The organism is Brevundimonas sp. 01N35, assembly GCF_056399785.1.
Genome location: NZ_JBFTRZ010000003.1, coordinates 196,496 through 211,205 on the forward strand (window position 1 = coordinate 196,496; position 14,710 = coordinate 211,205).

At 64.5% G+C, this 14,710-nt stretch carries 8 protein-coding genes; 5 read left to right on the plus strand and 3 right to left on the minus strand.

All coding sequences use genetic code 11. The features are described from left to right. Nucleotides 1–102: 102 nt before the first annotated feature. Nucleotides 103–1,374 (minus strand): MFS transporter, encoded by a 1,272-nt coding sequence (locus AC1DJ5_RS04175; RefSeq protein ID WP_477019856.1) that lies wholly within the window; start codon nt 1,372–1,374, stop codon nt 103–105. A gap of 339 nt (nt 1,375–1,713) precedes the next feature. On the opposite strand from AC1DJ5_RS04175, the gene AC1DJ5_RS04180 reads away from it, so the two are divergent. Together AC1DJ5_RS04180 and AC1DJ5_RS04185 are read left to right on the plus strand one after the other, a co-directional pair. After that, a complete protein-coding gene (locus tag AC1DJ5_RS04180; protein ID WP_441455934.1) occupies nt 1,714–3,507 on the plus strand; it encodes a sensor histidine kinase in 1,794 nt (597 codons plus the stop codon). Next, a complete protein-coding gene (locus AC1DJ5_RS04185; RefSeq protein WP_441455936.1) occupies nt 3,504–4,883 on the plus strand; it encodes a sigma-54-dependent transcriptional regulator in 1,380 nt (459 codons plus the stop codon). The genes AC1DJ5_RS04180 and AC1DJ5_RS04185 overlap by 4 nt, the downstream gene beginning before the upstream one ends. Nucleotides 4,884–5,596: 713 nt before the next feature. Here AC1DJ5_RS04185 and AC1DJ5_RS04190 read toward each other — a convergent pair. Continuing rightward, a complete protein-coding gene (locus tag AC1DJ5_RS04190; protein WP_441455938.1) occupies nt 5,597–8,401 on the minus strand; it encodes a TonB-dependent receptor in 2,805 nt (934 codons plus the stop codon). Nucleotides 8,402–8,749: 348 nt separating this feature from the next. Between AC1DJ5_RS04190 and AC1DJ5_RS04195 the strand changes: the two genes are divergently transcribed. Genes AC1DJ5_RS04195 through AC1DJ5_RS04205 form a run of 3 tightly spaced genes read left to right on the plus strand, consistent with a single transcriptional unit; the run spans nt 8,750 to nt 13,133 of the window. Next, complete coding sequence (locus tag AC1DJ5_RS04195) at nt 8,750–10,105, plus strand: MFS transporter (RefSeq protein WP_477019785.1); 1,356 nt, start codon at nt 8,750–8,752, stop codon at nt 10,103–10,105. After that, nucleotides 10,105–11,952 carry a DUF8034 domain-containing protein gene (locus AC1DJ5_RS04200; RefSeq protein WP_477019786.1) on the plus strand — a complete coding sequence of 616 codons (1,848 nt, stop codon included), beginning with the start codon at nt 10,105–10,107 and terminating at the stop codon, nt 11,950–11,952. Before AC1DJ5_RS04195 ends, AC1DJ5_RS04200 begins: the two co-directional genes overlap by 1 nt. Next, nucleotides 11,940–13,133: an SGNH/GDSL hydrolase family protein gene (locus AC1DJ5_RS04205; protein ID WP_477019787.1), complete on the plus strand. Its 1,194-nt coding sequence runs from the start codon at nt 11,940–11,942 to the stop codon at nt 13,131–13,133. Before AC1DJ5_RS04200 ends, AC1DJ5_RS04205 begins: the two co-directional genes overlap by 13 nt. Here the strand turns inward: AC1DJ5_RS04205 and AC1DJ5_RS04210 are convergent. Further along, nucleotides 13,130–14,704: a carboxylesterase/lipase family protein gene (locus AC1DJ5_RS04210; RefSeq protein WP_441455945.1), complete on the minus strand. Its 1,575-nt coding sequence runs from the start codon at nt 14,702–14,704 to the stop codon at nt 13,130–13,132. The genes AC1DJ5_RS04205 and AC1DJ5_RS04210 overlap by 4 nt on opposite strands. Nucleotides 14,705–14,710 lie beyond the last annotated feature (6 nt).

A 14,710-nucleotide genomic window follows, 5' to 3' on the forward strand; every position in this document is an offset into this window, starting at 1 on the left:
CAGAAAGCTCCGACAAAGAGACCTTTGCCGCGAGCGTCAAATCCACATCACAGACAAAACAAGAAATACATTCATAGCTAAAGGCACTTATAGATATTTTATCTAATGGATAATCTTGCTGTTAAACTTCGTATCCTTCATGCATACAAAGATTATTAGTGATATTCCGATCATCACCGTCACGTACCAGAAGTATACACTTTCGTTTCCTTCCGATTTGAACCATAGGGCCGCGTACTCTGCGGAACCGCCGAAGATGGCGTTGGCCAGCGCATAGGGCAGCGCGACGCCCAGGGCGCGGATATGCGCCGGGAACAACTCTGCCTTCACCACGGCATTGATGGAGGTGTATCCAGAGACGATGATCAGGGCCGCCAGAGCCAGCCAGAAGGCTGTGAAGCTGTTGTCGACCACCGCCAGCGCCGACATGATCGGCACGGTGAACAGCACTCCCGTGACGCCAAACGCGATCATCACCGGCCGCCGACCGATCCGGTCGGACAAGGCCCCCACCGCGGGCTGCAACAGCATGAACACCAACAGGGCGGCGGCGCTGATCTGGGTCGCCGCCTCCTTCGAAAAGCCCGAGGTGTTGACCAGGAATTTCTGCAGGTAGGTCGTGTAGGTATAGAAGGCCAAGGTGCCGCCGGCCGTTAAGCCGAACACCAGAAGCGCCTCCTTCGGGTGCTTCAGGATCAGCAGCAGGGCGCTGGATCGCGGCGCCGCGCGCGTATCTTCAGCCTTGAACGCGGTCGTTTCGTCCAGTCGGCGACGCAGCCAGAAGACCACCACAGCCAGGCCGGCGCCCACGAAGAAGGGAATGCGCCATCCCCATCCTGCCAGGGCTTCCGCGCTCATCGTCTGCTGCAGGACGATCAACAGAACCAAAGCCAGAAGTTGGCCTGAAATCAGGGTCACGTACTGGAAACTGGACCAGAAGCCACGGTTCTTGGCCGTCGCCATCTCCGAGAGATAGGTGGCGGACGATCCGTACTCGCCGCCGACGCTGAGCCCCTGAATCAGGCGCGCGAACAACAGCAGGGCCGGCGCCGCAATGCCGATATCGGCGTAACCGGGCGTGCAGCCGATCAGCAGCGAGCCGGCGCACATCAGACTGACCGACAAGGTCAGCCCTGACTTTCTTCCCTTTCGATCGGCATAAACCCCCATCACCCAGGCGCCCACGGGACGCATCAGGAAACCGACGGCGAACACCCCCGCCGCGCTCAATAGCTGGGCGGTCGAGTTGTCGCTGGGAAAGAAGACCGGAGCGAAATAGAGCGCGAACGCTGCATAGGCGTACCAATCGAACCATTCGACCAGGTTCCCGGCCGATCCGCCGACAATGTTGCGCAGCCGGCGCGCCGGCGTCATGCCCCCGACTTCGACCGGATCGCCCACCTTGCGCGCAGCCCGCAGGGGAGCGGATTCGGCGCCCGGCGTCGCCGCAAAGTTTGAGCCCGAAGACTTATGATGGCTGAGCATATGAAAAATCGCCGCCTTCTGTCGTGATACGGCGCAAGAGGCCGCATTTCCTCAAACACTCTGGCGGAGACAGCTACACCTAGAAACAAAAGTCCGACGACCGATTGAAATAGTGAAAACACAGTTGTTTACATTGACCATTTTTAGACGCCGGCCAGACACAATAAGACCATAGACCGTATGGAATGATGCACATACAATGTGACAAACTGTATGTGTTTCTATACAATGCTGTCACACGTTCTGACTCCGAGACATAGAGCTCTGACCATCGCCGCCGCTGGGCTGGCGGGGGCGGCGGCTCTCGCTATCTGGTTTTCGGCGCAATGGATCGACGATGTCGCCCGCAAGCAAACGGATGCGGCCGCCCGTGATCAGGCGGAGAAGCACGCGCGCGTGCTAGCGGGCGAATTGCAGAAATTCCGTCTACTTCCGCTGGTGTTGAGCGAATACCCCGACGTTCATTCCGTTCTTGCCAGCGGCGCGCCCGACGCCATCGATCGCCTCAATGGCAAGCTCGAGCTTCTGGCCCAGAGGACCGATGCGGCGGCCATCTATGTGATCAGAAGCGAAGGCGACACATTGGCGGCCAGCAACTGGCGTCAGGCCGGCAGCTTCGTCGGCGAGAATTTCAGCTTCCGTCCCTATTTCCAGGGCGCAATGGCCGATGGAGAGGCGGAACTGTTCGCCGTCGGCTCCGTCACCGGCCGCTCCGGTCTGTTTGTCGCGCGCCGCATCGATGAACAGGGCAAGGCCCTGGGCGTCATCGTCGTTAAGATCGATTTCTCCAAACTGGAGACACAGTGGGCGCGCGAACGCGGCCGCACGGCGATCATCGAGTCCCACGGCGTCGTCATCATCACCGGACACGAACCCTGGCGCTTTCGCGCCACCCGTCTCGCCACGGCGGCCGAGAAGGATGAGATTCGCCGCACGATGCAGTTCGGATCCCAGCCCCTGGATCGTGTGAATCTGCGCCCGGACGCTGGGGGAGATCTGCGCTTCTCCGTCAGGGACGCCCCCTATCGCACCGCCGAAACGCCAGTGGCGCTTAGGGGCGCCCGCCTCGTGCATTTCGAGCCGGTGGAGCCCGCTCGCGCCCGCGCCGCTGGCGGCGCGCGCCTGACGGTGCTCAGCGCCATCATCGTCGGCGCGCTCGCCTTCGCCCTCTTCTGGCGCGTTCACATGCGACGGCTGGCCCAGACCGACATGCAGCAGATGCTCGAAGATGAAGTCTCGCTTAGGACCGCCGAATTGCGTCAGGTGAATGAGCGCCTGAAATCGGAATCCCAGCGCCGGATGGCCGCCGACGGTCGCTGGCGCGCGGCGCGTGAAGAACTGGCCCAGGCCAATCGTCTCGGCCTGATAGGACAGGTCACCACCGGCGTCGCCCACGAAATCAATCAGCCGATCGCCGCCATTCGCGCCCACGCCGAAAACACTGGCCGCCTGCTCGACCGCAACGAATTGAGCCGCGCGAAGAGCAATCTGGGCAGCATTGTCGAACTGGTGGACCGCGTCGGAAAGATCACCACCGAACTGCGTCGCTTTGCGCGACGCGGCACGCCCGCCATCCAGGCCGTGAATCTGAACGAGGCCATCGAAGGCGCCCTGTTGCTAATCTCAGACGGCATCCGCGCGGCTGGCGTGACCCTTTGCCTGGACAGCCCGGACGCCGCTATCCTCGTCACGGCCGACCGCATCCGACTGGAGCAGATTCTCATAAATCTGGTTCAGAACGCCGTGGAAGCGCTTCACGAAACGGCCTCCCCTCGCATCGCCATCGATGTCGAAGCGGACGATGCCGACACCGTCCGCGTCATGGTTCACGACAACGGACCCGGCTTCAGCGGCGATGTTACCGGTGCGCTGTTCACCCCTTTCATCACCAGCAAGCCGGAAGGTCTGGGCCTCGGCCTGGGCATCGCGCGCGACATCGCTCGCGAGTTCGGCGGCAGCCTGAAAACCGCCCCCTCGCGGCTGGGCGGGGCCGCATTCTGCATCACCTTGAGACGCGCATGACCGAGCCCCTGCCCCCGCCCCAGCCCCGCCTTGCGCCGGTGTTATTCGTTGAGGACGACGCCGCCCTCAGGCGCGCCATCACCGAGGCCCTGGAACTGGCCGATCTGACCGTCTGGCCGTGCGCCGATGCGGAACAGGCGCTTGCGATGCTGAACGCCGACTTCCCCGGCGTGGTCGTGACCGACATTCGCATGGCGGGCATGGACGGGCTGGAGCTGTTCGCGCGCATCCGCACCATCGATTCCGAAATCCCCGTGATCCTGATCAGCGGCGACGCCGACATCCCCATGGCTGTGCAGGCGCTTCAGGACGGTGCCTTCGACTTTTTGACAAAGCCCTTTCCGCTGGAGCGGCTGGTCGGTGCCGCCAGCCAGGCCCTGGAGAGCCGACGCAGCGCGATGGAGCACCGCGCTCTTCGCGTCGCCGCCGCAGCCGTCATCAATACGGACAGCCCCCTGATCGGCAACAGCGCCGTCATGGTTCGCTTGCGGGAAACGATCTCCCACGTCGCAAAGGCGGATCTGGACGTCCTGATCGAAGGGGAAACCGGCACCGGCAAGGAGTTGGTCGCCCTGCTGCTGCATCGGCTCGGCCGCCGGCGAGGTCGTCCCTTCATCGCCGTCAACTGCGGCGCCGTTCCCGACGCTTTCGCCGAAGCCGAACTGTTCGGCCACGCGCCTGATCGCTCCGGCTATCGCCAGCCTCAGCACGTCGGCCGGATCGAAGCCTCCGACAAAGGCACGCTGTTTCTGGACGAAGTCGACAGCATGAGCCCCACTCTGCAGGTCAAACTGTTGCGGGTACTTGAGGAACGCGAGGTTACATCTCTCGGTGGAGGCGAACCGCGGCCGGTCGATCTGCATGTGGTCGCCGCCGCCAAATGCGATCTGCACGAAGCGGTGAAGAAGGGCGCTTTCCGCGAAGACCTGTTCTACCGACTGGACGTCGTGCGCCTGCGCGTGCCGGCGCTGCGGGAACGTCGGTCGGACATCCTCCCCCTTTTCGCCTTCTTCGCCGCGCAGGCGGCCAAGCGAATTGGCGTCAAGGACTACACGATGTCAGACGACGTTCGCCGGCGACTGGTGGAGCATGACTGGCCCGGCAATGTGCGCGAACTGCGCAACTTCGCCGTCAGCGCCGTGCTGGACCTTCCTGCCGCCAACGGTGGAACCGCCCCTCTTGGGCACGCGCCGCTGACAGACCGCATCGACGCCTACGAAGCCCTGATCATCAGCGAAGCCCTCCAGTCCACCTTGGGAAACATGACCGAGGCGATGGCCCTGCTCGGGGTGGCGCGCAAGACACTCTACGACAAGCTCAAGCGGCATAATATCGACGCCAATACCTACCGGGCCAAGTCGACAAGAAACGGCTAAAGTTGCATCACCCCATGCGGATGACGGTGAAGACCGAGTGACCGGAGCGGACGCTCCAAGAATCTGAATTGCGTCAGACACCGACGCCAACACCGCAAATCTAATACCGTGAAGTCGCGGGTCGAACCGGCCGCAGGCGCCTAAAGTCGCTCTATCGTCAACAAAGCCCCTATATGGAGACTATCTCAGCGGGCCCGCCGCCCCTCACTCCCACTCGATTGCACAAAATCCATGTAGCGATTTGTTTTTACGTAATTATATTTCACTCCCAGCCAACCGACACCGATCCAGAAACCGACAAAATTTAAGTATTCTTAAAACGTTGAACAACTTAACTGCTGTAAAAACGCGTGAACACGACATATTTCTATACGTATTGACAACGAAGGAGCCGCAGCGGCACCACCCCTGCGCTCAACGGCTATCCGGCGAACTCGACCTTCTTCTTCGCTTTCCGTGTGAACTTGGGCTCCAACACCCTGATCAGCCCTTCACTCTACGGCACGACCCACAAGCTCAGCATCACCACGCCGTAGATCCTCGAAAAACCCCAGGATTTTGGCCCTGGGGTTCTTGTTATTTTGGGTGCGGGAGCAGGATTTGAGCGATACCTCACACTCGCGCACCGCTTCATAGGGCTGTCGGGCAACTAAAAAAACGCCGCCCCTCATTGAGGGACGGCGTCAAGCGCGGGACAGGAGAAGGAAGCCCGCTTAAAAAGTGTAACGCAGGCCCACGAAGACCTGGCGACCGGTGTGGCTGCGAACATTCAGGCGATTGCTGGCGTCGACGTACTGGTCGTTGAACTCGTCGGTCAGATTGATGCCCTCGACACTGACCTTCAGCTTGTCGCTGATGTTGTAGGAGGCCTGGACGTCGAAGTTCAGGGTCTCGTTGGTGCCGTGGACGCTGTTGCCGTCGTTGCCCGGCACCTGGGTCAGATAGCCCTGACGATAGGCGGCCGAGCCCCGGATGCTGAACTTGTCGGTCTCGTAGTAGAGGGTGAAGTTGGCGGCGTTTTTCGAAAGGCCGAGCAAGGTGTCTTCGATCACCGGCGTATTGGGCAGGGGCGAGGTCCGATACTCGACCTTGGAGTCCACGAAGGTGTAGTTCGCCTGGACTCCGAAATTCTCCATCCAGCCGGGCAGGAAGCTCAGGCGTTTCTGGGCATTGATCTCAAAGCCGGTCAGATTGCCCCCGTCCGTGTTGATCGGCTGGGTGGTGCGGAACATTGCGGTGGGGGCGACCCCCGTGCCATCCAGCAACGACAGAGGCAGGCCCGTCTGGTTGAAGGGGATGTCCTGCGGCAGGGTCTGAACCAAGGTGTTGATCTTCTTGTAGAAGAGTCCCACCGAGAACAAGCTGTCCGCGTCCGGATACCACTCCAGCGACACGTCCACATTGTCGGACTTGGTCGGCATGACGTTGGGGTTGCCCGACGAGACGCTCAGGTTGGAGCCCTGGATGCTGATGTCGCTGCCAGGGGTCAGGCTGCTGATCGACGGACGCGAGATGGTCTGGGCCGCCGACAGGCGAGCCACCACGTTATCCGTCAGGTCCACCGCCAGATTGGCCGAAGGCAGCCACATGTCGTAGTCGCGGCGCGCCCGGGCGAGTTGGATGGCGTTGCCGACCAGCGCATAGCCGTCCGAGTACTGCTCGGTCAGGACATAACGCACGCCCGCGTCGCCACGCCACGGCAAGCCAAAGGCGTCGAAGCGGAAATCAGCCTGGAAGTAGGCGCCGATATCGTTCTCATGGACCGTGACGTTCTGACCCCGCGCCTGGTTAGTCTGATCGCTGATCGCGTAGATGCCGGTGTTGGAATAGATGTTATAGGTCGAGATGAACTTGTTCAGGTCGGGCGCCAGCCAGCTGGTAGCGACCCCGCCCGGCAGGCCGAGGTTGCGTCCGAAGCCAGAGAAGACCCGCGACACGTCGGCCAGTTGCGCCGCAGTCAGAGTCTGGACAACGGTTTCCGTGGCGCGTGTCTGGCCGGACGAGTCAAAGCCGAAACGACGATAGTCCAGACCGGCCTTCAGAGTGATGTGCTCGTTGGCGTCCCACTCGCCATAGGCCTTGGCGGTGGTGAAGGTGTTGGTCACGGCGTTGGGACGGATGCGGACTTCCGACGTGCCGTTGATCATCGACCAGTTGGCCGGGTTGGTCAGGTCGAAGCCGAAGTCGAACTTGGGCATCCGCGACGTGAAGTCGTAGGAGAAGCCGTTGGTGTCGGCCCGATCGAAGGTGACGATGGTCGAGACCGGGTTGGTGAACTCCGACCGCGAATAGCCGCCGATGAAGCCTGAGCGGAACCGGTCGGTCCAGTTACGCGTCGCGGTGAAGGTATATTGCTGGAACTGGGTTTGCAGTTCGTCGTGGGCCGACTGGGTGCGCACGTCGACCTTGTCGAACACGCCCTTGACGATGTTACGTCCCTCGACGGTACCCGAGCGAATGATCGTCTGCGGCTTGCCGGTGCCGGCGCGGCTGAAGCCGATGGCCTGAAGTTGCGCCTCGTCGCGCGTGCTCTTCACGTCGGAATATAGCACGTCCAGCGTCAGGGTCGTCTGGTCGTCGGGCTTGAACTGCAGCGAACCGGTCAGACCCAGACGCTCGGTGTTGTGGTCGTACTGGACGTAGGCGGGGATTCGCGGGTGATAGAGCGCGGTCGGCGAAGCGCCCTGATAGTTGGTGCTGTTGATCTGACCGATCGTATAACCATCAATCGTAGAGGCCGCATTGAACCCCCCGTTCGCGCCGCCGTAGGTCCAGCGCGTGATGTTGGCGCCTTCTTCCAGGATGTGACGCTGCTCGTAGGCGGCCGAGAACAGGGCGCCGAACTTGCCGTCCATCCAGGTGTCCGAGGCCAGCAGGGTGAAGCGAGGCTTCACGTCGCGCGCCAGGTCGTTGTAGCTGCCCTGGACCCCGACCACGAGCGTCGGCTCGCGATAGTCGAACGGACGCGCAGTCTGCAGGTCCACCGTGGCGCCCAGCGAGCCTTCCTCGACGTCCGCCGAGGCCGACTTGCGCACCGTCAGGCTGTTGAACAGCTCGGACGCGAACATGTTGAAGTCGAACCCGCGCGAGCGGTTGGTGCCGCCCGAGTTGACCGTGCCGCCGGTGGTGGCGATGGCCTCCATGCCGTTGACGCGGACGCGGGTGTATTCGGAACCCAGGCCGCGCACCGAAATCTGGCGACCTTCGCCGTTGGCGCGGGTGATCGTGACGCCCGGAACGCGCTGCAGCGATTCCGCGAGGTTCAGGTCGGGGAAGTCGGCGATGTCCTCGGCCTTGATGACATCCACGACGCCGCTTTCGCGGCGCTTGGCGCTGATGGCGCCCTGCAGGCTGGCTCGGAAGCCGGTGACGACGACTTCATCGACCTGGGTCGTGGGGTCGTCTTGGCCCGCCGCGCCGGCCGACTGCGCATGAGCGCCGCCAGCGCTCGCCACCAGTACGGCGACCGCAGACACCCCGGCCTTCAACGCAAATTGGAATCCATGCTTGGAACGCATCGCCTCTCCCTCCCTAATCGCCCGCGTTTCGCGGATCTCTCTATGGGGCGCGTGATCCGAGGAGCCTCGCGCCGCGCGCCGGTCACCCGATCTCGCATAATGACGATAGGTTCACGAGATCGATGCACGCCAATCCGAAGAAGGCATGAACCGATGCAGGATATGAACTGATACCGGTTTCCTATCGATACCAAACCTGGATCGATCTATAGGGATTTTAGCTTAGACGCCCGGCGGACTTCCTGCCTATCGTCGGTCTAAAGGCGCCCGCAGAGGCGCTGTGAGGGAGAGACGGCCAGCGGTGATCGACGCCCCCGGTCTGGTCTCGCAGATCGAGGAAACGCATAGATGATCGACGGGACAGTTGCGGCCGCACTCGCCGCGAACCCGCCCCGCACCAAGGTGCGGTACGGCATCCTTTTGCTGATCTTCCTCCTGACGACGATCAACTACGCCGACCGGTCGACCTTTTCGATCGCGGGCGATGCGGCGTCGAAAGATCTGGGTCTCGACCCCATCCAGATGGGCTACATCATGTCCGCCTTCGCTTGGGCCTATGTGATCGGCCAGATCCCGGGCGGCGCTCTGCTGGATCGTTTCGGCACCAAGCTGATCTACACCCTGGCCATCGCCGCCTGGTCCTTCTTCACCCTCGTTCAGGGCTTCTCCGGCTTCCTGACGGGCGGCGCGATCTTCGCCGGTCTGTTCGCCATGCGCTTCATGGTCGGGCTGGCCGAAAGCCCCTCCTTCCCCGGCAACGCCCGGCTGGTCGCCGCCTGGTTCCCGGGCTCGGAGCGCGGCACAGCCTCGGCCATCTTCAACTCGGCCCAGTACTTCTCGCTGGTCGTCTTCGCCCCCCTCATGGGCTGGCTGGTGCATACCTATGACTGGCACTCGGTCTTCTTCGTCATGGGCGGCCTGGGAATTCTCGCCGCCTTCGTCTTCTGGAAGGTGGTGCGCAACCCCGTCGACCACCCCGGCGTCAATCAGGCCGAACTCGACTACATCGAGGCCGGCGGCGGCCTGATCCGCATGGAAGACCGTACCGTCACCAAGGCGGTCGCCTTCTCCTGGCCCAACGTCAAGCAGGTGCTGAAAAGCCGCATGCTCATCGGCGTCTTCATCGGCCAGTACGGCATCAACGTCCTGACCTATTTCTTCGTGACCTGGTTCCCGATCTATCTGGTCAAGGAACGCGGTCTGAACATTCTGGAGGCCGGCTTCGCGGCCGCCGCTCCGGCCCTGTGCGGCTTTGCCGGCGGCGTGCTGGGCGGGGTCATCTCGGACGCCCTGCTGAAGAAGACCGGCTCGCTGACCATCGCGCGCAAGACGCCGCTGCTGATCGGCATGCTGCTGTCGGCCCTGATCATCGCCTGCGCCTATATCGAAAGCTCGGCCCTGATCGTGGCCGTCATGGCCGTGGCCTTCTTCGGCAAGGGCATAGCCTCCCTGGGCTGGGCCGTGGTGTCCGACACCTCGCCGCGCGAGTTCGTCGGCGTCACCGGCGGCATCTTCAACACCTTCGGCAATACGGCGGGCATCGTGACGCCGATCGTCATCGGCTACATCGTCGCCGCGACCGGTTCGTTCGACGGCGCCCTATGGTTCGTGGGCCTGCACTGCCTGCTGGTCATCGCCGCCTACTTCCTGATCACCGGCAAGATCGAGCGCCTGACCCTGGCCTCGGCGGAAGAGAACGCCTGATGCGGTTCGATCGCAGACAGATTCTGGCCGGCGCCTCGGTCGCTGCGCTGGGAACGGCGTGGAAGCCCTCGGCCGCGCACGCCGCTGCGATCCAGGTCGGCGCCCCCATGGCCGCGCCGACCTGGTCCCTGCTGCAACGCGAGCTGATCCGGGCCAACACCGAGGCGTGCGAAGCCTTCTACGCCCGCTATTTCGACGAGCGCGGCTACTTCCTCTGCTTCGAGCGCTGGGGTGCCAACGACGGCCCCGACGACGCCATCGAGAACGTCAACGGCTGGCCCCTGCTGCACGCCATCGGCGCGCCCGACCGGGTCAGGGCCATGTACACCCAGGCCTGGGAAGGCCACCTGCGTCAGTTCACCGAGGCCAAGACCACCGAGGTCGAGATCGCCCGCGAGGGCATGTTCCATAAGGAATTCAACGTCCAGCTGGACTGGCAGCATCACGCCGAAGAGATGACGCTGTTCAACGTCCAGGGCCTGTCTGACCCGGACAATCCCCGCTTCCGCGACCGCGCCCACCGCTTCGCCGGCCTTTACATGGGCGAAGACCCCAGCGCCCCGAACTACGATCCGCAGCACAAGATCATCCGAAGCCTGATGAACGGCTCCAAGGGTCCGATGCTGCGCAAGGCGACGGCGCTGGACTGGGCCGGCGATCCCTTCGATCCGACGCACTTCTTCATGGAGCACGGCGAGGACACCTACGAACAGACGCTTCAGCACTACGAGGAATACACCGACGTCGTCGGCGACCACCCGCTGAACATGTTCTCGACCACCCTGGCGCTGAACGCCTTCATGCTGGAGCAGGAACCCAAGTACCGCGACTGGCTGCTGGGCTATATCGACGCCTGGGCCGAGCGGGCCAGGGCCAACGACGACATCCTGCCCTCCAACATCGGCCTGGACGGGGTGATCGGCTCGGCCGCCGACGGCAAGTGGTGGGGCGGCGCCTACGGCTGGGGTTTCAGTCCCGTGAACCCGGTCACCGGCAAGCGCGAGGACCGCAACCGGGTGCCGCGCACCGCCATGGGCTTCTTCAACGCCTATCTGCTGACCGGCGACGACAAGTATCTGCAGACCTGGCGCGCCCAGGCCGACCGCATCAACGCCCAGAAACGCACCGTCAACGGCAAGGTGCAGACGCCGACCATGTACGGCGCCGACGGCTGGTACGGCTTCAAGGACGGCCTGCATCAGGCCAACACCCTGGATATCTGGTGGCTGTCGATGAAGGACAGCGACCGCCGCCGCGCGCCGGACCATCCCTGGGTCGCCTATCTGGAGGGACGCAACCCGGGCTGGGTCGAGACCGCCCTGCGCGCCGATCTGGCCCAGGTCGCTGAACGCGCCAAGGCCCAGCGCGAGGACACCACCACGCCCGACACCCGTCTGGCCGACGGCGTGCTGGACATCAATCCGTGCAGCATCACCGCCCTGATGCATCAGACCATGGGCGCCCTGCACATCGCCCGGCCGTCCTGGGCGCCCAGCAGCGCCAACGCCGGCGGGTCGCCGCTCTACGCCCGTCTGCGCTACTTCGACGCCGACGCGCGCCGCGCCGGCCTGCCGCCGGACACGGCCGCCCTGATCGATCGGATGACCGCGACCGAGACCTGCGTCACCCTGGTCAACCTCAGCCAGACCGAGGCCCGCACCGTCGTCATCCAGGGCGGCGGCTATGGCGAGCACCGCATCCGCGACGTGCAGATCGGCGACAGTCGCCGCGCCGTGAACGGGCCCGACTTCAACCTACGGCTGGAGCCGGGCGCGGGCGCGCGCCTGGTCCTGACCATGGACCGCTACGTCAATCCGCCGACGCTGAAATTTCCGTGGCGTCGATAGGGCGTCGCCCCCTCGTTGTCGGTCTGGGACTGCTGGGCCTAGCCGTCAGCCCAGCCGTCGCTCAGGAACGCTGGGTCGCCGCCTACGCCTTTCCGCCCTCGTCGGAGGCCGGCCCCGTCGGCCCCGCCTCCGCCCCCAACCCCAGGGACGTGCGCGGTCCGCTGGGGCCGGCGGTCGTCGAGGGCGTGATCCTGACCCAGACCGCGCGGGTGACGGCGTCGGGCGGGCGCATCCGGCTGCGCCTGTCGAACGCCTACAGCGCCGACCCCGTGGCCCTCGGCGCCGTGACCGTGCATCTGGACGACCTGACGCGCGAGGTCCGCTTCGGCGGCGGCCACGCGCCGGTCCTTCCCGCGGGCGCGCCGCTGGTTTCGGACCCGATCGACCTGCCGGTCGCCGCCATGGATCGGGTGACGGTCAGCATCGCCCTGCCCCGCCCCACGCGCCTGCCGACGCACCGGTTGCGTCAGACCCTGCGCAGCGCGGACGGCGCCGAAAGCGCGCCCCTGCGGCTGGGCGCCCTGCTGGCCGGGATCGAGGTCGAGAGCGCCACGCCGACTGGCGTCATCGTGGCCTTCGGCGACTCCATCACCGAAGGCACCGGTGCCCTGCCCGGCGGCGCGGGAGGATGGCCGGAACGGCTGGCGGCGCGTCTGGTCGAGACCGGGCGTCCGTGGGCGATCATCAACGCCGGGATCGGCGGCAACCGTCTGCTGCATCGGGGCTCGGGGCCGTCGGGTCTGGAGCGGCTGGACGCCGACGCCCTGGTTCCCTCCGGCGCGCGCTGCCTGATCCTGTTGGAAGGCATTAACGACATCGGCCGCCCCGCCCGGCCGCAGTATGAGCATCAGGTCGTCAGCCCCGATGACCTGATCGCCGCCTATCGTCAGGTGATCCGCCGCGCCCAGGCGGCCGGGCTAAAGGTCGTCCTGGCAACCCTTCCGCCCTTCGAGGGCGCTAACTACTTCACCCCCGAAGGCGAAGCGATCCGGCAGGCCGTCAATGCCTGGCTGCGCGATCAGGCCGAGGCCGACGGCGTCGTCGATTTCGACGCCATCCTCCGCGATCCAACCGCACCTGCGCGCTTGCGGACCGCCTTCCACAGCGGCGACTGGCTGCACCCGTCCGACGCCGGCTATCAAGCCATGGCCGAGGCCATCCCCCTTGACGCCTGCGACTAGGTTCCCTGCTTCAGGAAGGGCGCGGTCTGGAACAGGCGACGTTCGTCAGCGCGCGGATCGTTCTCACTTCGGCTATCGACGTCGAAGATCATCGTCGCCCGTTCAGGCAAGGTGTAGCGCCTCCAACCGGGGACCGCCGCATTGTTCGGATCGCCCGTCCGCGCGAAGGCGATGAAGGTCTCGCTCATCGTCTCGACGACCTTCAGCGCCTCTGGCCCCGTTCCCGTCTTCGACCCCGGCTTGTCGCAGTTATCGAAGGCTAGGGCGATGTCGAAGCTGTGGTAGGCGCCCAGACGCGGCTCGACCGGCGAGCCGAAGTCCAGCTGATACATCCAGGTCGGCCCCTTCAGCTTCGCCCTTTCCTCGGCCTGGATCAGATGACCCGGCCGCGAGCGTCCGCACGTCGCCGCCGCGAAGAAGACGTCGCTGGGCGACATCTGCGGAAAGCGCTGGCGGTACCAGTCGACGACATACTGGGCGTTCAGATCGACCACGAACTCGGGCGCCAGCTTGGCCGCCACCGTGTCCCAGGTCAGGTGGAAGTTCCGCTCGTCCCCCGCCGTGAAGGCGCGCGCTTCGTCGTGGGTGTTGCCGATGATCATGGGGATGTGGCCGCTCTCGCGCGGCGCATCCGGCACGAAGGGATGCCGCGGCAGGGTCTCGTGATCCATCACCGAGTGAAAATAGATCCCACCCTTCTCGAGCGGATCAGCCATCGACAGGGCCTCGACCAGCCGTCCCGCCGGCAAGGTCGCCAACTCGCCGGCTCGATCGGGCGTCAGCCCCAGGTGTTCAAGGAAGCGCCGCATCCGCAGTTCGGCGTGCTGCGGCCCCATGGCCGTCACATGCTGGCCGCTCATGGTGATGACGCGGTGATAGAGGCCCGCCGCGCGGGGCATGGCCATCAGGGTCACCAGCTTGGCGCCCCCGCCCGACTGGCCGAACACGGTGACGTTCGACGGATCGCCGCCGAAGCCGGCGATGTTGTCGCGCACCCATTCCAGCGCCAGGATCAGGTCCAGATTGCCGACGCTGCCCGAGGCCGCGAACTCGCCGCCCAGCAGTTGCCCCAGACCGTTGTAGCCGAAGACGTTCAGCCGGTGATTGACCGTCATCACCACCACGTCGCCGCGGCGGCACAGGGCCACGCCGTCATAAAGCGGGCTGGAGCCCGAGCCGTTGGCGTGCGCTCCGCCGTGCACATAGACCATGACCGGCCGCGCCCCGCCGTCGGCCAGGGCCGGAGTCCAGACATTGAGGAACAGGCAGTCCTCGGCCTGATCCGGCTCGCTGCTCTTCTGCGGCGAGGCGTGGCCATAGGCTGTGGCGTCCGCGACCCCGTTCCAGGCCGCGGGCTTCTCCGCCGGACGAAAGCGACGGGCGCTGGTGTCCGCGCCGTAACGTACGCCCTTGAAGACCTTGATGTCGCGATCGACATAGCCGCGCACCTTGCCGTGGCGGGTCTCGGCGACGGGCGACGCGCCCTCGGCGTGAACGCCGCCGGCCATCACGGCCAGAACCAGTCCCCCGCCAAGCGTGCCAAGGGTTCGACGCGTCGGGTTCAGGGTCATGAAACG

Coding starts and splice junctions, on each gene's coding strand:
- AC1DJ5_RS04200 (WP_477019786.1), top strand. CDS start 10,105: ATGCGGTTCGATCGCAGACAGATTCTGGCCGGCGCCTCGGTCGCTGCG.
- AC1DJ5_RS04210 (WP_441455945.1), bottom strand. CDS start 14,704: ATGACCCTGAACCCGACGCGTCGAACCCTTGGCACGCTTGGCGGGGGA.
- AC1DJ5_RS04190 (WP_441455938.1), bottom strand. CDS start 8,401: ATGCGTTCCAAGCATGGATTCCAATTTGCGTTGAAGGCCGGGGTGTCT.
- AC1DJ5_RS04195 (WP_477019785.1), top strand. CDS start 8,750: ATGATCGACGGGACAGTTGCGGCCGCACTCGCCGCGAACCCGCCCCGC.
- AC1DJ5_RS04180 (WP_441455934.1), top strand. CDS start 1,714: ATGCTGTCACACGTTCTGACTCCGAGACATAGAGCTCTGACCATCGCC.
- AC1DJ5_RS04185 (WP_441455936.1), top strand. CDS start 3,504: ATGACCGAGCCCCTGCCCCCGCCCCAGCCCCGCCTTGCGCCGGTGTTA.
- AC1DJ5_RS04175 (WP_477019856.1), bottom strand. CDS start 1,374: ATGACGCCGGCGCGCCGGCTGCGCAACATTGTCGGCGGATCGGCCGGG.